The following is an 18,548-nucleotide window of genomic DNA, read 5'->3' as shown; positions in this document are numbered from 1 at the left end:
TCAGTCTCCAAACCATGTCAATATGCAATCGTGCGAAAGCGCCTTCCTTTTAAAAAGTGGAGTGTTCTCATATAAAGGGAATTTGCAGAATTAATATTATATATCAGGAGGGGAACGGCCATTCCCTCAGCAATAAAATACCGCAAGCTGGAAGAGGTACGGTTTGTTGCACTCTGTGCCTGGATTGAAGTTTTCCGGGCATCCAGATGGCTGAAAATCGATTACCATTACATATTATTTCATTCTTGTCATGGGTAAACCATATGGAAACCGAAACAATCACCGCAATACTCGAGAGGGCGCATAAGCGTGCCGAGGAAATGGATCTGCCCTATCAGGGGGCGCTGCTGCCGACCGAGGCGCTTACCCTGCTTCAGGAAGCGCCCGATGCAAAACTGGTGGATGTACGCTCACGCGCGGAATGGGATTGGGTAGGAAGAATTCCAGGTGCAGTGGAAATCGAATGGCAGTCTTATCCGGGAATGCGTTCCAACCCTGATTTCATCAACTATCTTTCCAGTCAGGTAGATCAGGAATCGTTGGTCATGTTCATCTGCCGTACGGGGGGACGCTCGCATCAGGCCGCAGCTACCGCTTCCGAACTGGGTTATACGAATTGCTACAACGTTCTCGAAGGATTCGAAGGTGAGAAGGACACCACCGGCCATCGCGGTAAGAAAGGCGGTTGGAAGGCGGCAGGACTACCCTGGGTACAGAGTTGAGTATCTTTCGTCTCCATCACTCTGAGTTATCGTCCCCCTGCTCATCCTGAGCCTCAAGGGGCTCAAGGCCTGCTTATCGCGGTGACAATAAGCTGGAAAATAATGGAGAATAAGTGCATAAGCAAAACTCATTGACATGAATCCTTCTCACGCTGCCGACCACTGAACCATCCCGGAGTAGGCCGTAATCAGGACGATAATCCCGAACCCGATGCGATACCAGGCAAAAACGGAGAAATCGTGCTGGCTGACAAAGCGGAGCAAGCCCCGCACCGCGAGAAGCGCACTGATAAAGGACGCCACGAACCCGATCGCGAACACGCTCACGTCATCCAGATGAAGAATATCGCGATTCTTGTAAAGATCATAAAAAGTCGCCGCGAACATAACTGGAATCGCGAGGAAAAATGAAAATTCAGTAGCGGCCTTGCGGGAGAGGCCGAAGAGGAGGCCCCCAATAATGGTGGCGCCTGAGCGCGAGGTGCCGGGTATGAGTGCCAGGCACTGCGCCAATCCCACTTTCAAGGCATGTTTCCAGTCCATGTCTTCGACCCGTTCCACGTCCACCACATGTGGCCTGCGCTCGGCCCAAAGAATCAGAAGGCCGCCGACTATGAATGCCAGCGCGACCGGCACCGGATGAAACAGGTGTTGCTTGATGGTTTTGATGAACAGCAAACCCAGAATTGCGGCTGGCAGAAACGCGATCAAAAGATTCAACACGAAGCGGTTTGCATCCTGACGGGAGCCGATGTCCGTTACTACATGCCGAAGCTTGACGCGATATTCCCAGCATACCGCCAGAATCGCGCCAAGCTGAATGACAATGGTAAATACCTTGCCCTTTTCGTCATTGAAGTTGAGCAGGTCGCTGACCAGAATCAGGTGACCAGTGGACGAAATCGGAAGAAATTCCGTCAGACCTTCGACTATGCCAAGGATGAGCCCCTTGAGGAGAAGAAACCAGTCCATTCCAGATTATCCGGCAGAAACCAGGAGGTCGCGGGTAACCGGGAACGAACGGGAATGAACCATGGTGTTACCAGGGAATACGGGCAATGGGATATCCAGTAGAGACGTAGCGCCGAGGGCGTGACTGTTATTTTTTGATATTATCGCATCAAACCGGCTTCGGGTTTGAGAATACTTGCGATGCTTTTGCGGGAAGAGCGCAGGAATGAATGCCCTGGCGCAATGTAGCCGCCTGCATCCTCCTGCCGCCTCCCCATTTCGCTTTTTCAACCGCAAGCCTGCGCCCAGGCTCACTCGTCATGCCGCTCACACCTTGCTGTAAATCTCTGTTCCTCCTGCTACAAATTCGCTCGCTTTCTCTTCCATGCCTTTTTCCAGGGCCTCTTGCTCGCTGACACCTTTGCTCGCCGCGAAGTCGCGCACATCCTGCGTGATTTTCATCGAGCAGAAATGTGGACCGCACATCGAACAGAAATGGGCGAGCTTTGCGCCTTCCTGCGGCAGGGTTTCATCATGGAACTGCCTTGCCTTGTCAGGATCGAGGCCGAGGTTGAATTGATCCTCCCAGCGAAATTCGAAGCGTGCTTTGGAAAGAGCATTGTCGCGTAACTGTGCGCCGGGATGCCCCTTTGCCAGATCTGCGGCATGCGCGGCGATTTTATAGGTGATGATGCCATCCTTGACGTCATCCTTGTCTGGCAGGCCGAGATGCTCCTTGGGCGTCACATAACATAACATCGCGGTACCGTACCAGCCGATCATGGCAGCGCCGATGGCAGATGTTATATGATCGTAGCCAGGGGCGATGTCGGTAGTGAGAGGCCCCAGCGTATAGAACGGGGCTTCGGCACAGTATTTCAGCTGCATATCCATGTTCTCCTTGATGAGATGCATGGGAACATGGCCAGGGCCTTCGATCATTACCTGCACGTCGTGCTTCCAGGCAATCTGTGTCAGATCGCCGAGGGTTTTCAGCTCCGCAAACTGGGCTTCATCATTCGCATCATATATTGAACCGGGGCGCAATCCGTCACCGAGGGAGAAGCTCACATCGTAAGCCTTCATGATTTCACAGATTTCCTCGAACTGCGTATACAGGAAACTCTCCTTGTGGTGGGCAAGACACCACTTCGCCATGATCGATCCGCCGCGGGAAACGATACCGGTGAGCCGTTTTGCCGTCATCGGAACATAGGCGAGCCGTACGCCGGCATGAATGGTGAAATAGTCCACACCCTGTTCAGCCTGCTCTATCAGCGTATCGCGAAAAATTTCCCAGGTCAGGTCTTCCGCCTTGCCATTTACTTTTTCCAGGGCCTGGTAGATCGGCACCGTGCCGATGGGAACGGGACTGTTGCGTATGATCCATTCGCGCGTTTCATGGATGTTTTTTCCCGTGGAGAGATCCATTACGGTATCTCCCCCCCAGCGTATTGCCCATGTCATCTTTTCGACTTCCTCCTGGATGCTTGAGCTTAGCGCCGAATTACCGATATTTGCATTGATTTTCACCAGAAAGTTGCGCCCGATGATCATCGGTTCGGATTCGGGATGGTTGATGTTGGCGGGAATGATTGCGCGTCCCCTGGCGACCTCATCACGTACGAACTCGGGCGTGATGTGGCGGGGCAGGAACGCGCCGAAATCATGGCCCGGGTGCTGGCGTGCAAGTAGTTCCCGCTGTTGATCGGCCAAATGCTCGCAACGCTGATTCTCACGTATGGCAATAAATTCCATTTCCGGCGTGACGATGCCACGTCGCGCATAATGCATCTGTGTCACGTTTGCTCCGGTTCTGGCGCGGCAGGGGCTGCGCTTCAGGTCGAAGCGCAATTCGGCCAGGCCTGGGTCATTCAGACGTTGCCTGCCATAGATGGAGGCCGGACCGGAGAGAATCTCCGTATCGCCGCGCTCATCTATCCATTTTTCGCGCAGCGGCGCCAGGCCGGAGCGAATGTCAATTTTGACCGCCGGGTCGGTATAAGGACCGGAAGTGTCATAGACATAAATCGGCGGGTTTTTTTCCGCTCCCATGCTGGCGGGCGTATCGGACTGGCTGATTTCACGCATGGGAACCCGGATATCCGGGCGGGAACCGCTCAGGTAGGTTTTTCGTGACCGAGGCAGAGGTTTGACCGCGCCTTCGTCAACCTGGGCGGTTTTGCCCGAAAAGGGCGATGAACTTTGTGCCGCGCTTGAAACTGTTGCATTCATATTACGCTCCTTGAGTGCCATAAAGGAGCGGGACGACCGGACAACCGATTCCCAGCTTCCCTACGGCGGCATTATCCGTGTCAGGTAGAGGAACCAGCGAATAAGCGTGATATGCAAGTGTACTTATTCGCGGGTTCCATGAGGGACTCTCTCACCGGTTTCCGGCTGCTCGCGGAAACGGACCCCTAGCTGCTGCTGTGAAGCTAACGGAAATGTGGAATAATTGCAAGTTTGTTATGACATTTCATATAGGAGCAGATGGTTGGATATGGATCTCGAACAAAGCCGGTATAACATGGTGGAGCAGCAAATTCGTACATGGGAGGTGCTGGACCAGGAGGTTCTCCAACTATTGTTCGAGCTGCGGCGCGAGGAATTTGTCCCGGCAGCTTACCGTTCACTTGCATTCGTCGATATGGAAATCCCGCTGGGATACGGCGAGGTAATGCTCGCCCCCAAGCTCGAGGCGCGGATTCTGCAGGAGCTGGGAATCAATAATACCGACAGAATTCTGGAGGTGGGGAGCGGCAGCGGTTACCTGACTGCGCTGCTTGCCAAAAAGGGGAGATTTGTTCATAGCGTCGAGATTGTGCCGGAACTGGCGGCCATGGCCGAAAAAAACCTGCGGACCCATCAGATTGCCAATGTCCTGGTGGAAAATGGCGATGCTGCCCGCGGCTGGGCCCAGCACGGCCCCTATGATGTTATCGTCCTGACCGGATCCACTCCCGTGCTGCCGGAGGGATTTCAGAAGAGCCTTAAAACTGGTGGGCGCCTCTTTGCTGTAGTGGGCGATCCACCGGTAATGCAGGCTCTTCTCGTTACTTGCGTGGCACAGGAGGAAAACGGACGTGCAGGCGCATATAGCACAGTCGGCCAGTTCGAAACCTGTATTGCGCCCCTCAGAAATGCAAAGCAGCCGGCGAGATTTACATTCTGATCTTTCGGCCCGAACTCCAGGAATTGCAGTCCACGCGACTTATCCATTGCTACTCCCCTATAGCTATCCGTCTATCTTTAACTGTAGTCAACGAAGATGTTCTTTTCAAGCAGCGCAAGGCGGTCCGGAATCAAATTGAAAATTGCGCCGTACGTCCATGCGCTCCTGTTTATCGGAGCGCTAAGCACTCCGCTGCAGGCCGCGGATATCATGGACATCTATCATGAAGCGCTGGAAAATGATGCGCAGTTTCGCGCAGCCCGCTTCACGCACCAGGCCGCGCAGGAAAAACTGCCCCAGGGCCGGGCGGGCCTGCTGCCCACCGTAACGCTTGCAGGTGTGCGCCGGCGGCAGTGGATCGATATAGAAAAAATCAGCGGAACTGGAACCGCGACCGGAACGGGTGTGGCCGCCAGACCTTCCGAAGTCGTCATCGATAACCAGAGCCTGACCATTACCGCCACTCAGCCGATCTATCGCAAGGAGAATTTTGCGATCTACGAACAATCGAAGCTTCAGGTTGCGCAGGCCGATTCGGAGTTCATCATTGCGGCACAGGATCTGATCCTGCGTGTGGCGCAGGCGTATCTGGATATTCTGTTGGCAGAAGTAAACTTGGAGGTTGCAGAGGCGCAGAAAAAAGCCATCAGCGAACAACTGGCGCAGGCAAAGCGCAACTTCGAAGTCGGAACCGCTACCATCGTCGATACTCACGAAGCTCAGGCGCGTTTCGATTTGACGGCTGCGTTGCAGATAGGCGCCCTGAACGAACTTGAAGTGCGCAAACGGACGCTCGAACAGATCATCGGGCGGATACCGGAGGATATGGTTCGTCCCACCGAGGTGCCCTCCGATCTGCTCACGTTGAAGTATCCCAGCATGCAGGACTGGATCAGCGTGGCCGAACAGAACAATCTCGCGCTGAAGGTCCAGGAGGCGGTATATGAAATTGCAAAAAAGGACGTTGAACGGGCTCAGGCGGGGCATTATCCGACGCTCGATCTCGTTGCGATATACAGCGACCAGAAAGGGGTGGGGGGTACGATCACGGGGCGTCCCATTGACCTGACATCGAAAGAAATCGGCGTACAGCTCAGCTTTCCGCTGTTTCAGGGTTTTGCGGTGCAGTCGCGCGTGCGCGAAGCAGTTGCTATCCAGGAAAAGGTGTTGCAGGACCTGAACAATACCCGGCGCAACAGCGTGCTGCAAGTAAGCCAGCAGTATCTCAATGTCACCAATGGCATTGCGCAGGTAACGGCGCTGAAGCAGGCGCTGGTGTCCAGTCAGAGCCAGGTCGATTCCACCAAGCTCGGCCAGGAAGTAGGTGTCCGAACCGAGGTAGACGTGCTGAATGCACAGCAATTGTATTATTCGGCGCGACGAGACCTCGCGCAGGCGCGCTACAATTTTCTCATGTCACGATTGCGGTTGAAGGCAGAGGCGGGAGAGCTGGACGAGGAGGATTTGAAGGAGGTGAACGATGCGTTGTTCCGGCCGCAAGCCCCAGGTCCCCTCCAGTCCCCACTCGCCGCGCATTGACGGGCGCCTGCCCCGGTGGTAGATTTTCAGGGGAAACGTGAAAGGTGGCATGCACACCGATGAGCACGCCGATGAGCACGTCGTGAGGCAGGCGTCCACCAAAAGGATGCTACGCTGTCGTAAACTGCTTTTCAGGCAACTATCTTCTCCTCCGGGCACCCCTCATTTCAGGAAGGTTGCCAATCTTATCCCGGAAATCGATCAATCCAACATAACTTGATCATGAATTCGCCCTCTGCTCCCAATTCATCCTGGAATCAAAAACCTGTTCTCTCCAGTGGCCAGAAGCCCAGCGGTATTCGAGACAGTCGGCCGAAGGAAGGCGACTACGGTGTACTGGATGCGAAAACGTTCGATGCGATCGAAGCCGATGAGTTATTCGATTCGGTCAATCACGCTATTACTCATGCAGGGCAATCTGTGCTCTATCGCTCGCTTGCGCGACCGGAGACAGATGCGGCGCTGATTCAAAAGAAACAGGAAGCAGTACGGGAACTCGCGTCAAATTCAATGCTTCGTGAAGCGCTTCAGCACTTTGTCGATACGGTGAAAGAGGGGGAACAGTCCCTTTATCATTTACTCTACGGTACTTTTAACGGGGGAATTGCCATAGACAATTCCAGGGGTGGTAAAGATGAAATGGAGTTCAGCGGTTACGGTTACCACCAGTTCATCGATGGTACGGGGTTTGCGATCGACATGGTCGAGACGGTAGAAATTCTACCTCAGCCGCAAAGCGCTTATCTCCGGGAGCTATTCCAGACTGTTCGCGACTTCGGCAAATCAAGAATTTATTCCCTGATGCGCGGACCTGTCTATGTCTCCGAAGGAAAATTCAAGACCCGGGAAGAAAAGCCGCGTTACCTGCCGCTCTCGCGCTTCACGCCGTCCATGTTCAAGCCGGTTCCGGTATTTTTCGTTGTGGCTGCGCTCGCTGCGGCGCTTTATTTTTTTCAGGGATTGCTGGCGAGTTTCGGCATCGCTTATCTCGGCTATGGGATACTCGTGCTGGCAGTGCCGATTCTGCCCGTTGTTCTGATTGCAATTGCCGCCTCCGATCGCGATACTGTCATCTATCCACTACGCAAGCTGTTCAAGCACAGTCCTGAACTGGCGCGATTGGTGGATGTGCTGGGAATGCTCGACGAACTGCTCTCCTTCCATCGCTATTCGGCAGCCTTCGGCGGCAAGATGACCTTGCCGGAAATATCGGAAAGCGAGCGGCACGCACTGGAAGTCACGGAAGCGCGGAATCCCGTGCTCGCGAAGGCCAACTCCAACTATGTGCCGAATGATGTTTCGCTCGATGATGCCGGCCGCTTGCTGGTCATTACCGGTCCCAACAGCGGCGGCAAAACTGCGTATTGCAAGACAGTCGTCCAGATTCAACTGCTGGGACAGATAGGTTGTCATATTCCCGCCGCTAGCGCCCGCCTGGTGCTGGCTGAGCATATTTTCTACCAGGTACCGGATCCCGGCCATCTGGATGAGGGCATGGGGCGCTTTGGCCACGAACTGAAACGCACGCGCGAAATTTTCTTCAATTCCACGCCGCGCAGTCTCGTCGTGCTGGATGAGCTTTCGGAGGGAACGACATTCGAAGAGAAGATGGAGCTCTCGGAGTATGTTCTCGCCGGTTTTTACAAGCTTGGCGCAAGCACCTTGCTGGTTACCCATAACCATGAACTGTGCGAGCGTTTGCAGGACAAGGGGATAGGCCGCTATCTCCAGGGCGAGTTTTCGCCACAGGGTCCGACCTATCGCCTGATTCCCGGTGTATCCCGGGTGAGTCATGCGGATCGGGTTGCGGCTGCCCTGGGTTTCAGTAAGGAAGATGTGGAAAAGCACCTTGCCAGCCGCGGCTAATTGCCAGGATCAGCAGGTGGGGTAAAGAGAGGTTCTACTATAAAGAGAGGTTCTACTATATTGCTGGATGCATTTTGTTCTTTGTAACGCTTCATCCTGCCTGCTTCAGACAACGATCTATTGTTGAATTACCCAGAATTCCCGTATAAAGGATCTCACCTGGTTTTCTCAAGTGGAAAGCTGTGAGTGCGCAACGCTTTTGCGGATTCGCCGCCGTCTGATCCCTGATCATTGCGAGTGGCTCTGACCAGATGCGCGACAAGCCTCGGCCTTCAAGCCGGGGAAGGATAGCGCGGACGCCTGCTGCTCTTTGATGTACTGTCGAATCACTGAGATTGGAGCGCCGCCACAGCTACCGGCAAAGCAGGACGGTGACCACAGTGCACCGTCCCATAGCTTCTTGCGGATGCTCGGGTAGCTCTTCTTGCGGATCATCTGGCTGGATACGTCCTTGAGGCTGTTCACCAGCGCCGAGACGGATACTTTGGAGGATAGTTCATCAGCAGGTGGACGTAATCGTCCTCGCCGTCGAACTCCACCAGTTCCGCCTCGAAATCGGCGCAGACGCTGGCGAAGATGTCACGCAGGCCGTCGAGAGTTTCCTTGGTGAACACTTCGCGGCGGTATCTGGTTACGAAGACCAGGTGCACATGCATCAGAAATACGCAGTGTCTGCCGTGCCTGATATCGTTGTCGTTGCTCATAGGCCAAACTATACTATCCGCATGAAACGTCTCCAAGCCTTCAAATACGAACTGATGCCGGCTGGCGAACAGCAGCACCAGATGCGCCGTTTCGCCGGGTCGTGCCGGTTCGTGTTCAACAAGGCGTTGGCCTTACAGAAGGAACGCTACGAGCAAGGCGAGAAGAAGCTCGGCTACGCCAGTCTGTGCAAGTTGCTCACCGAATGGCGCAACGGAACACAAACGCCATGGCTCAAGGATGCGCCCGTGCATCCGCTGCAACAGACGCTCAAGGATCTTGAGCGCGCCTACGCCAACTTCTTCGCCAAGCGGGCCGATTTCCCGCGTTTCAAGAAGAAAGGCCAGTCCGACAGCTTGCGCTATCCCGACCCGAAGCAGATCAAGCTCGATCAGGGCAACAGCCGCATCTTCCTGCCCAGGCTGGGCTGGCTGCGTTACCGCAACAGCCGTGAGGTGCTAGGCGAAGTCAAGAACGTCACAGTCAGTCTGAATGCAGGCAAGTGGTTCATGTCGATCCAGACTGAGCGTGAGCTTGAGCAGCCGATTCCGCAGGGCGGCGCGGTCGGTATCGACATGGGTATCACCCGTTTCGCCACGCTGTCGGACGGCACGTTCTACGCGCCCCTGAACAGCTTCAAGCGGCATGAGTCCGCGCTGCGCCTTGCGCAGCAGGCGATGAGCCGTAAACAGAAGTTCAGCAACAACTGGAGACGAGCGAAAGCTCGCATCCAGCGTATTCATGCCCGCATCGGCAACGCCCGCCGCGATTACCTGCACAAGGCCACGACCACGATCAGCCAAAACCACGCAATGGTGTGTATCGAGGACTTGCAGGTGAGCAATATGTCCAGGTCGGCGGCAGACACAGCCGAACAACCGGGTAAAAACGTTCGGACCAAGTCCGGCCTGAACAAATCCATCCTCGATCAGGGCTGGTTCGAGTTTCGCCGCCAACTGGACTACAAGCTGGCGTGGAATGGCGGCTATCTCATCGGGGTGCCGCCGCAGAACACGAGTCGCACCTGTCCGTGTTGCGGCCATGTATCAGCCGATAATCGCCAGACGCAAGCCAGGTTCGCGTGTGCGGAATGCGATTTCGAGGAAAACGCCGATGTCGTCGGCGCGATCAATATTTTAAGGGCGGGACACGCCCGGTTCGCCTGTGAAGTGAGCGATGCAGTCAGGTCGCCAGCAGCAGGAACCCACCGAAGCGACTCAGGGGCAACTCAATGCCGCGCTTGAGCGCCGTAGGAATCCCCTGCCTTCAGGCGGGGGAGGATGTTAAAGGGGCAGCATTCATCACTGAACGACACCAAAGCGAGTGGCTGCTCGCAGGTTCGCACTGAATCCGGAAGTCGAAAGGGTCAGATATGACTAAGTCTTTAATAACTGGAGCCAACGGATTTGTCGGTTCCGCAGTAACGCGCTGTTTACTGGAAGCGGGCCATGAAGTGCGCTGTCTTGTTCGGCCAGGAAGCGATCGACGAAATCTTGATAAGTTGCACGTTGAAATTTCGGAAGGTGACTTACGCTCTGCTCCCTCCCTGAAACGGGCAGTCGCCGGGTGTGATAACTTGTTTCATGTGGCAGCAGATTACCGCCTGTGGGTACCCAATCCGGATACCATGTACGAAATCAATGTAAAGGGAACCCGGGCACTGGTTCTTGCAGCCGCCGAAGCTGGAATGAAACGCATAGTCTATACCAGCAGTGTAGCGACGCTGGGCACGACTGAAAATGGCGTTCCTGCCAACGAAGATACGCCTTCCAGCCTGGGATCGATGTGCGGACACTACAAGCGATCGAAATTCATGGCTGAAGAAATTGTTCAGCAGATGACGCGGGAACATAACCTGCCCATGGTCATCGTCAATCCTTCCACGCCGATAGGGCCGCGTGATATCAAGCCAACCCCCACCGGCCGCATCGTAGTGGATACATTGCGCAATCGAATGCCGGCATACGTGAATACCGGCTTGAATATCGTGCATGCTGACGATATCGCTGAAGGCCATCTGCTGGCGTACAAGCATGGAAAACCTGGCGAGCGTTACATCCTCGGGGGCGAAAACATGACTTTGCTGCAGATTCTGCAGAAAATCGATGAGATAAGAGGCAAGCAGACCAGGCGACTTGGTCTTCCCGTCAAGCTGATGGTGCCCGCTGCCTGGTTGATGGAAAAAATGTCCGCCGTTACCAAGGTTGAGCCACGCGCTACCGTGGATAGCGTCTCCATGGCAAAGAAAAAAATGTTCTACTCCAGTGACAAGGCGGTAAGAGAACTGGGTTATCGCTATCGCCCGGCTGCGGCTGCGCTCGAGGATGCAATGAACTGGTTCCAGGCAAACGGTTACTGTGGCTAGTCCAGATATTTCACCGATTCACGGATAATGACGAGGTGGACCCGCTGGCGCGCTCTACTGTGCGCCTTTTCGGCTTCGGTCTACCTGTTCCGCAGTAACGAGACTTCCCCGGTTGCCCCACGAGTTACGGATATACGACAGCACCAGTGCAATCTCCCCATCGGGCAGAACTTGCGCAAATGGCGGCATTCCGTAGGGACGTTGCTGGACCTCAGTGACAGGAGCATATCCGCCATTGAGAATGCTGCGGATCGCGTTGGTCGGGGATGCCATTGTCACCCCACGGTTGCCGGCTAGCGCCGGATAGCTTCCCGGTGCGCCTTCCCCCAGGTTTCCATGGCAGTCCTGGCAATAGGTTTCGTAAATCTTCCCCCCTTTTTTAAGCTGCTTGTCGACTTCTTCGGTAAGGGGAGGGGCGATTCCACGGGAGCGAGGCTCGGTTTCGGGCAAAGATTTCAGATACTTTGCCACGGCGCGTGCATCGTCTTCTGTCAGGAACTGGAGACTCTGGCTGACAACATTCGCCATCGGTCCCGTAGTCACAGCGCGCGAAGTGGACCCGGTTTTTAGCAATCTCTTAATGTCTTCGATCGGCCAATCGGCGGTACTGGCCTCCTGGAGGGAAGTCAGCGACGGCGCATACCAGTTTGAACCCATGAGCTGACCTCCTCCCAGGATATCTCCTTTGCTTATTCCCAATATGTTGCGCCGGGTATGACATGCGTTGCAATGCCCGAGCCCCTGCACGAGGTAGGCCCCCCGGTTCCATTCTTCATCCTGCATCGTGTCAGGAAGATATATGCCTGGAGAAAAATAAATAAGCTGCCAGAGATGCAGCAGCGGACGCCAGTTGAAAGGGAAATTGATGCGGTTGGGTGCATTACGCTGCCTCACGGGTGGAAGTGATTGAAGGTAGGCAAAGATGGCATCCGAATCTTCGCGCGATACCCTGGTATATTCCGAATACGGAAATGCCGGGTAAAGGAGATTTCCATCGCGCCCCCTGCCGTTATGGAGAGCTCGCCAGAAATCTTCCTCGCTCCAGAGGCCGATACCCGTTTCTTTATCAGAAGTGATATTAGGCGTGATGAATATGCCGATCGAAGTATCGAGGATGTGTCCTCCAGCATATGGGAGTCCGCTATAGGCCGTGTGACAACCCAGGCAGTTGCCGATGCGTGCCAGATAAGCGCCGCGTGCCCGCTGCCCCTCGATTTCGGCAGTATCGCGTATCTCCGCTGCCTCCGGCTTTTCTGCTGCCGGCGACAGCGTAATGGGTGGCACCAGCAAAATGCCCAGGCCGGTAAATCCGGCAATCAGGATTGTTAGAGAGCCGTATAAGCCGTATCTCATTTTGGATTGCTTGTTTGTGGAATGATGCTGGCGCAGCGTCTTGCCAGCCTCTTGGGCAATTCTACCCCCGCACCTGCATGTCTCTCGTCCGACTCGGAAACAGGTTGCGCGGCCAGCCACATGGCAACAGCGCTTACCTCTTCGGTGGTAAGCTTCTTTGCTATTTCCGACATGCAGTCGGGCGTTCGTCCGCGCATCAGCGCGCCGTGCTGCCAGTTGCCGAACTGGGCCATGATATATACGCGCGGGAGACCAATAAGACCGGGAATGAACGGCGCTATGCCCATCAGGTCCTTGCCGTGACATCCGACGCAGGCGGGTATATTCCGGGCAGCATCTCCATGCTCGATCAGTTCGCGCGCTATTTTGACTTTGGGCGATGAAGTCCGCATTGGTTCAGGTGGAGGAAAGGCCTGTTTTAGCGAGGCAAAATATTCGGCCATCTCCCACAGATATGCGTCGGGCAGGCCTTCGAGCAGCAGGGCCATGGGCCGATAGTGGCGGCGGCCATCCCGGAAATTCCGCAGCTGATTGAAAAGATAGCCTTCCGGCTTGCCTGCGATGCGAGGGTAATATTCATCTCTACCCTTTTTATCTTCCGGACCGTGACAAATGATGCATGCCTTCACACGTTCTTCCGTTGTGTCCGGAATCTCGTGGGCTACGGCAGGCAACCCGATCAGCAGCAAGGCGATCAGGGCTGATCCAATGAGGATAGGAGGATTCATTGTGGAAGGTTCTTCTTGTGCAAGGGATTGCGGCCGTTACAATAAAAATTATCCTCAATCGGGACCACGCTAGCGGGCGAACCTGCGCACCACTGTCATCAGCTCATCGATTGCTGTGTCTCCCTCTCCCGACTTGATCGCACTCTGCATGCAGCCATGCGTGTGATTTTCAAGCAGGCGCATTGCGACAGCATCGAGCGCGGACTGAAGCGCGGACACCTGATTCAGGATGTCAACGCAATAACGGTCTTCCGTGATCATTTTCGCCACGCCGCGCACCTGGCCCTCGATGCGGTTGAGGCGTTTTATCAACGCTTCCTTATCCGGTTGCACCACCGCAGTTGGCATGTGGCAAGGTTTCTTGTCAGTTTTCGACTTCAAAGCCTGCATCCTTGATTGCCTCCCTGAATTGATCAGTATGAGCCTTGGAAGCATCATACTCAATGGTTACCTGTTGCTGTTCCAGGGAGACATTTGCATTGCTCACCCCGGGTATCTTTTCCAGCACATTTTTCACGCTATTGACACAGCCCATGCAGGTCATTCCGTTGATTTTTATGACTTCCGCTTGCATTTCTGCCTCCTTTGGTTGGTTTGGCTGGCTGAGGTTATTTATTATCGCTCATCCCGTGACGAAAGCTCAGGCACTCGCTCGCCAGCGCTTCAACAACAGGGAATTGCTTACCACTGATACCGAGCTCATTGCCATCGCCGCACCTGCAATGACAGGATTGAGCAGACCCATCGCCGCGAGCGGTATCCCCAGCACATTGTAGAAAAAGGCAAAGAAAAGGTTCTGCCGGATTTTCCCCAATGTCATCTGTGAAAGGGAGATGGCGTCGACCACGCTCATCAAATCATCGCGCATGAGGGTAATGTCGGCTGCCTCGATCGCGACGTCCGAACCCGCACCGATGGCAAAACTTACGTCAGCCGCCGCCAGCGCGGGCGCATCATTGATCCCATCGCCCACCATGCCGGTAACTTTGCCGCCTTCCTTCAAATTGCCCACCTCTGCGGCCTTGTCCTGTGGCAGCACCTCGGCCCGATACACGGTTATCCCTGCTTGGCCTGCGATTGCAGCCGCGGTTGGCGCATTGTCGCCGGTGAGCATCACAACCTCGATACCCATCGCTTTTAATCGCGACACCGCCCGTGCTGAAGTTGCGCGGAGCTGATCGGCGATGGCGAGATAGCCCACCATCTGGGGAGATTCCCCGGAGGGCATATTCACGGCGACAAGGCCGACGACCGTCTTGCCTTCGGACTGAAGGGCAGATACTGCATTCTCATCAACCCGCGCCCCGTGTTCCCGCAGGAATCCGGGTGAGCCAAGAATATACCCGATATCGCCAACATTGCCAGTGATGCCGCTGCCAGTGACAGCCTGAAAATTGGTTACAGGCTCCGGTTGAATACCCGTTTTACTGGCATGTTCCATGACTGCTTTTGCCAGAGGGTGTTCCGAACTCTGTTCAAGGGTCGTCGCAATGCGCATCAGCTCTCGTTCTGTAAAAGGCTCGGCAGGGACGATATCCGTAAGCGCTGGCTTACCTTCGGTGAGCGTGCCGGTCTTGTCCAGGATGAGTGTCTCGATTTTCCCGGCATGCTCGAGCGCTGCGGCATTCTTGACCAGCACGCCGCTCTGCGCGCCGCGGCCTACACCTACCATGATGGCGGTCGGGGTCGCCAGCCCAAGCGCGCAGGGACACGCGATCACCAGCACCGCCACCGCGCTGACCAGGGCCGGGACAAAATTGCCCGCCAGCCACCATGTCAGGATAAAAGTCAGGATACTGATGGCAGTCACGATTGGCACGAAGATACCGGAGATGGTATCCGCGAGACGCTGGATAGGCGCTTTCGAGCCCTGCGCTTCCTCAACCAGGCGAATAATGGCCGCGAGCTGGGTATGTGCGCCGACACCTGTAGCGCGGCATTTCAGCATGCCCTGCTGGTTCACTGTGGCGGCGTATACCGTGGCGCCTGCCTGCTTTGCCACGGGGAGGCTTTCCCCTGTCAGCATCGCTTCGTTTACACTGGATGCACCTTCGAGGACGATGCCGTCTACCGGCAGGCTTTCGCCCGGGCGAACCAGAAAAATATCGCTCTCCTTGAGCGTATCCACGTCCACCTCGATGATCTCGCCGTTGCGCTCCACACGCGCTGTCCTGGGTTGCAACTTGACGAGTTCCTCGATGGCGGCGGAAGTCCTGCTTTTGGCGCGTGCTTCCATCAATTTGCCGAGCAGCACCAGAGTGATGATGGCCGTGCTCGCTTCGAAGTAGACATGCTGATCCAGCCCCAGCAACGTGACCACCGCGCTGAAAAGATAGGCCATGCTGGTGCCCAGCGCGACCAGTACATCCATATTGGCGCCACCGCCTCGCAACGCGTGCCACGCACCCGCATAGAATCGCTTGCCTATCCAGAACTGTACCGGCGTGGCCAGCAGCAACTGGAGCCAGCGCGGCAGCAGCTCCATCTCACCGCCCCATAACATCGGCCCCATCTGCACCAGCAGCGGCACGCTGAGAGCCACAGAAATCCAGAACATGCGAAGCTCCGCCTGATAGGCAGCCAGCTTGCGCACTTTCTCTTCGGCACGACTAGTATCGCTGAGCTCGCGGGCGCCATAGCCAGTTTTGACGACAGCGTTGATGATATCTTCCACCGTTTCCACGGCAGGGTTGTAACTGACATGCGCGGTTTCGGTTGCCAGATTGACGGAGGCGGTAACGCCGGAAAGCTTGCTCAACGCCTTCTCGATCCGGCCGCTACATGCCGCACAGGTCATGCCAGTGATCTGCAACTGCACCGACTGAGGCGCAACTTGGAAACCTGCTTTTTCAATGGAATGAATCAGATCTTCTGGCTGAGTGCTCGACGCGTCAAACTCGATCCGCGCTTTTTCGTTGGTGAAGTTTACTGCTGCCTGCACACCTGGCAGCTTGTTGAGGTTTTTTTCGATTCGGGTCGCGCATGCCGCACAAGTCATGCCTTCGATGGGCAGTTCGATATGCCTGAGAGTAAGAGAACTCATGATGGCGTCTCCAAAACGGTCAGCTAACTTTATACCCTATAGGGGTATATGTCAAATCCCTTCGGTTGTCAAATTCCTTTAGCTGTCCATCCCTTGGGTACCTTGGCAGCAATCATCGTAGCAACCACGACGCCGACAGAAATGAAGCTGCTCATTGTGCCATCCACAGATAATCAATACCAGGGTAGGGTATATAAACTTTGGCAGGGAATGGAGTAAAAGGTTCAAGCAGACGATTTCATCTTCCAGCTTGAAGAAGATGGCGAAGGATGAAAGTGCTTCGCGATGCGAGCGAGCTGGGGAGTCCAGCCCGGAACGGTGAATCCAGCAGCGTTGAGGCAAAAGCTCAAGCCGCGCCGCAGAGCAAGTCTCTGTAAGCGGCGAGTAACGATGGACTGGATAAAATCCGTCCCGTCCCTTCGGGTTGCGCATGAAAAAACGTGGATGCTGCGTTGCAAAGCTTGACCATAGGTTCACTATGCCCTGCACTTCGCGCCTTGCCCCACGCTTTTTCGTGCAGCAACGCGGGTCGCGAAATAAGTGTTAACAGGCCCTAGACAATCGAAACGATCCAGATTTTCAATCCTCCCGCCGCAATTGGGGGAACAGGATGACATCGCGGATACTCGGGCTATCGGTCAGGAGCATGACCAGCCGGTCGATGCCGATACCTTCTCCGGCGGTGGGAGGCAGGCCGTATTCGAGTGCGCGGATGTAGTCGGCATCGTAGTGCATGGCTTCCGCATCGCCTGCTTCCTTGGCTCTGGCTTGCTCCAGGAAGCGCGCCGCCTGATCCTCCGGATCATTCAGCTCCGAAAATCCGTTTGCAATCTCACGCCCTGCTATGTATAGCTCAAACCGGTCGGTTATCGCAGGATTCGTGTCATTACGACGCGCAAGCGGCGACACTTCCGCCGGATAATCGACAATGAAAGTAGGTTCGAACAGCAAATGCTCAGTGGTTTCATCAAACAGGGCAAGCTGTAATCCTCCTATACCGTCCTCGGGCTTATAAGGAATTCCGAGTTCCTGCAATTTCTTCAACAGGAATGCGCGATCGTCGAGCTGCGCCTCAGTATATTCGGGATGAAATTTCCGGATAGCCTGGGTGATGGTGAGCCGCTCGAAGGGTTGCGCCAGATCCAGTTTCCGCCCCTGATAAGTGAAGCTGGTGGCGCCCAGCACCTTTAGCGTTACTTCCCGCAGCAGGGCCTCGGTAAGATCCATCAGATACGTATAGTCCCGATAGGCCTCGTAAAACTCCAACATGGTGAATTCGGGGTTGTGCCGTGTGGAAATCCCTTCATTCCTGAAGCTGCGATTTATTTCGAATACTTTTTCCAGGCCGCCTATTACCAGGCGCTTGAGATAAAGCTCGGGTGCAATGCGCAGATACAGCTGCATGTCCAGCGCGTTGTGATGCGTGATGAAGGGCCGGGCAGCCGCACCCCCGGGGATAGGATGCATCATGGGCGTTTCGACTTCCAGATAGCCGTGGCCCGCCAGAAACTCGCGGATGGTCTGGATGATCCTGGAGCGCGCGATAAACACCTTGCGACTGGTTTCATTCGTGATGAGGTCGAGATAGCGCTGCCGGTACTTCTGCTCCTGGTCGGTCAGCCCGTGAAATTTTTCCGGCAGCGGTCGCAGCGATTTCGTGAGCAATCTCAGGTTTGTTACCCGTACCGACAATTCCCCGGTGCGGGTCCGAAACAGGGTACCCTCTGCACCCAATATGTCGCCAAGATCATAATGCCTGAATGCGTCATAAGCGCTGTCGCCCGCTACATCCTTTGCAATGTAAAGCTGGATGCGACCGCTCATATCCTGCAGGGTGGCAAAGCTTGCTTTGCCCATGACTCGCTTGAGGACCATGCGGCCAGCCACGCAAACGGGTATCGGCTCTGCCTCCAGCGTTTCGTTGGCGTGCTCACCATACTGGCGATGAAGGTCCGCCGAGAAATGCTCGCGGGGAAAGTCATTGGGAAAGGCATTGCCCGTCGCACGCAGCGCATCCAGTTTGGCACGCCGCTCCTCGACAAGCCTGATCTCCGCCTGAAACCGATCCGTTTCCTCCGAATCCTTCTCTAAAGCCTCATCCATC

The 18,548-nt window shown here is 55.3% G+C and carries 15 protein-coding genes and 1 pseudogene; 6 read left to right on the top strand and 10 right to left on the bottom strand.

All coding sequences use genetic code 11. From position 1 onward, the window contains the following. Positions 1-263 precede the first annotated feature (263 nt). A complete protein-coding gene (locus ACZ5BW_RS11945; RefSeq protein ID WP_464540225.1) occupies positions 264-722 on the top strand; it encodes a rhodanese-like domain-containing protein in 459 nt (152 codons plus the stop codon). A 147-nt stretch (positions 723-869) separates the two neighbouring features. Here the strand turns inward: ACZ5BW_RS11945 and ACZ5BW_RS11940 are convergent, their stop codons facing one another. The 3 genes from ACZ5BW_RS11940 to thiC form a co-directional block, all read right to left on the bottom strand. Further along, the gene (locus ACZ5BW_RS11940; protein ID WP_464540223.1) at positions 870-1,694 is read right to left on the bottom strand and encodes an undecaprenyl-diphosphate phosphatase; all 825 of its coding nucleotides are present in this window, start codon (positions 1,692-1,694) and stop codon (positions 870-872) included. A 148-nt stretch (positions 1,695-1,842) separates the two neighbouring features. Beyond that, complete coding sequence (locus ACZ5BW_RS11935) at positions 1,843-1,995, bottom strand: hypothetical protein (RefSeq protein ID WP_464540221.1); 153 nt, start codon at positions 1,993-1,995, stop codon at positions 1,843-1,845. 5 nt (positions 1,996-2,000) lie between these two features. After that, positions 2,001-3,908: a phosphomethylpyrimidine synthase ThiC gene (thiC, locus tag ACZ5BW_RS11930; RefSeq protein WP_464540219.1), complete on the bottom strand. Its 1,908-nt coding sequence runs from the start codon at positions 3,906-3,908 to the stop codon at positions 2,001-2,003. 268 nt (positions 3,909-4,176) lie between these two features. Between thiC and ACZ5BW_RS11925 the strand changes: the two genes are divergently transcribed. The 3 genes from ACZ5BW_RS11925 to ACZ5BW_RS11915 all read left to right on the top strand — a co-directional run bounded on the left by ACZ5BW_RS11925 (position 4,177) and on the right by ACZ5BW_RS11915 (position 8,253). After that, the gene (locus tag ACZ5BW_RS11925; RefSeq protein WP_464540217.1) at positions 4,177-4,848 is read left to right on the top strand and encodes a protein-L-isoaspartate O-methyltransferase family protein; all 672 of its coding nucleotides are present in this window, start codon (positions 4,177-4,179) and stop codon (positions 4,846-4,848) included. A gap of 135 nt (positions 4,849-4,983) precedes the next feature. Next, positions 4,984-6,387 carry a TolC family outer membrane protein gene (locus tag ACZ5BW_RS11920; RefSeq protein WP_464540215.1) on the top strand — a complete coding sequence of 468 codons (1,404 nt, stop codon included), beginning with the start codon at positions 4,984-4,986 and terminating at the stop codon, positions 6,385-6,387. Between the two features lie 222 nt (positions 6,388-6,609). After that, positions 6,610-8,253 (top strand): MutS-related protein, encoded by a 1,644-nt coding sequence (locus ACZ5BW_RS11915; protein WP_464540213.1) that lies wholly within the window; start codon positions 6,610-6,612, stop codon positions 8,251-8,253. Between the two features lie 228 nt (positions 8,254-8,481). Here the strand turns inward: ACZ5BW_RS11915 and tnpA are convergent. Continuing rightward, positions 8,482-8,957: pseudogene (gene tnpA / locus ACZ5BW_RS11910) on the bottom strand (IS200/IS605 family transposase). On the opposite strand from tnpA, the gene ACZ5BW_RS11905 reads away from it, so the two are divergent. Then, entirely contained in the window at positions 8,904-10,199 is a 1,296-nt protein-coding gene (locus ACZ5BW_RS11905; RefSeq protein WP_464574152.1) for an RNA-guided endonuclease InsQ/TnpB family protein, read from the top strand. The pseudogene tnpA and the gene ACZ5BW_RS11905 overlap by 54 nt on opposite strands. A gap of 128 nt (positions 10,200-10,327) precedes the next feature. Continuing rightward, positions 10,328-11,320, top strand: coding sequence for a hopanoid-associated sugar epimerase (hpnA, locus tag ACZ5BW_RS11900; RefSeq protein ID WP_464540209.1), 993 nt, complete (start codon positions 10,328-10,330; stop codon positions 11,318-11,320). Positions 11,321-11,374: 54 nt separating this feature from the next. Here the strand turns inward: hpnA and ACZ5BW_RS11895 are convergent, their stop codons facing one another. The 6 genes from ACZ5BW_RS11895 to lysS form a co-directional block, all read right to left on the bottom strand. Further along, positions 11,375-12,673 carry a c-type cytochrome gene (locus tag ACZ5BW_RS11895; RefSeq protein ID WP_464540207.1) on the bottom strand — a complete coding sequence of 433 codons (1,299 nt, stop codon included), beginning with the start codon at positions 12,671-12,673 and terminating at the stop codon, positions 11,375-11,377. Next, a complete protein-coding gene (locus tag ACZ5BW_RS11890; RefSeq protein ID WP_464540205.1) occupies positions 12,670-13,401 on the bottom strand; it encodes a c-type cytochrome in 732 nt (243 codons plus the stop codon). Before ACZ5BW_RS11890 ends, ACZ5BW_RS11895 begins: the two co-directional genes overlap by 4 nt. Before the next feature lie 69 nt (positions 13,402-13,470). Continuing rightward, complete coding sequence (locus ACZ5BW_RS11885) at positions 13,471-13,782, bottom strand: metal-sensitive transcriptional regulator (RefSeq protein ID WP_464540203.1); 312 nt, start codon at positions 13,780-13,782, stop codon at positions 13,471-13,473. Further along, positions 13,766-13,975, bottom strand: coding sequence for a heavy-metal-associated domain-containing protein (locus tag ACZ5BW_RS11880; RefSeq protein ID WP_464540200.1), 210 nt, complete (start codon positions 13,973-13,975; stop codon positions 13,766-13,768). Before ACZ5BW_RS11880 ends, ACZ5BW_RS11885 begins: the two co-directional genes overlap by 17 nt. A 66-nt stretch (positions 13,976-14,041) precedes the next feature. After that, positions 14,042-16,444 (bottom strand): heavy metal translocating P-type ATPase, encoded by a 2,403-nt coding sequence (locus ACZ5BW_RS11875; RefSeq protein ID WP_464540198.1) that lies wholly within the window; start codon positions 16,442-16,444, stop codon positions 14,042-14,044. Positions 16,445-17,023: 579 nt separating this feature from the next. After that, positions 17,024-18,547, bottom strand: coding sequence for a lysine--tRNA ligase (gene lysS, locus ACZ5BW_RS11870; protein WP_464540196.1), 1,524 nt, complete (start codon positions 18,545-18,547; stop codon positions 17,024-17,026). Position 18,548 lies beyond the last annotated feature (1 nt).

This window comes from Nitrosospira sp. TNL300 (assembly GCF_055385915.1).
The sequence above is the reverse complement of the archived record's forward strand: the minus strand, read 5'-3'. Positions and strand labels throughout refer to the sequence as shown.

Coding starts and splice junctions, on each gene's coding strand:
- ACZ5BW_RS11945 (WP_464540225.1), top strand. CDS start 264: ATGGAAACCGAAACAATCACCGCAATACTCGAGAGGGCGCATAAGCGT.
- ACZ5BW_RS11940 (WP_464540223.1), bottom strand. CDS start 1,694: ATGGACTGGTTTCTTCTCCTCAAGGGGCTCATCCTTGGCATAGTCGAA.
- ACZ5BW_RS11935 (WP_464540221.1), bottom strand. CDS start 1,995: ATGACGAGTGAGCCTGGGCGCAGGCTTGCGGTTGAAAAAGCGAAATGG.
- thiC (WP_464540219.1), bottom strand. CDS start 3,908: ATGAATGCAACAGTTTCAAGCGCGGCACAAAGTTCATCGCCCTTTTCG.
- ACZ5BW_RS11925 (WP_464540217.1), top strand. CDS start 4,177: ATGGATCTCGAACAAAGCCGGTATAACATGGTGGAGCAGCAAATTCGT.
- ACZ5BW_RS11915 (WP_464540213.1), top strand. CDS start 6,610: ATGAATTCGCCCTCTGCTCCCAATTCATCCTGGAATCAAAAACCTGTT.
- ACZ5BW_RS11905 (WP_464574152.1), top strand. CDS start 8,904: ATGCATCAGAAATACGCAGTGTCTGCCGTGCCTGATATCGTTGTCGTT.
- hpnA (WP_464540209.1), top strand. CDS start 10,328: ATGACTAAGTCTTTAATAACTGGAGCCAACGGATTTGTCGGTTCCGCA.
- ACZ5BW_RS11895 (WP_464540207.1), bottom strand. CDS start 12,673: ATGAGATACGGCTTATACGGCTCTCTAACAATCCTGATTGCCGGATTT.
- ACZ5BW_RS11890 (WP_464540205.1), bottom strand. CDS start 13,401: ATGAATCCTCCTATCCTCATTGGATCAGCCCTGATCGCCTTGCTGCTG.
- ACZ5BW_RS11880 (WP_464540200.1), bottom strand. CDS start 13,975: ATGCAAGCGGAAGTCATAAAAATCAACGGAATGACCTGCATGGGCTGT.
- ACZ5BW_RS11875 (WP_464540198.1), bottom strand. CDS start 16,444: ATGAGTTCTCTTACTCTCAGGCATATCGAACTGCCCATCGAAGGCATG.
- lysS (WP_464540196.1), bottom strand. CDS start 18,547: ATGGATGAGGCTTTAGAGAAGGATTCGGAGGAAACGGATCGGTTTCAG.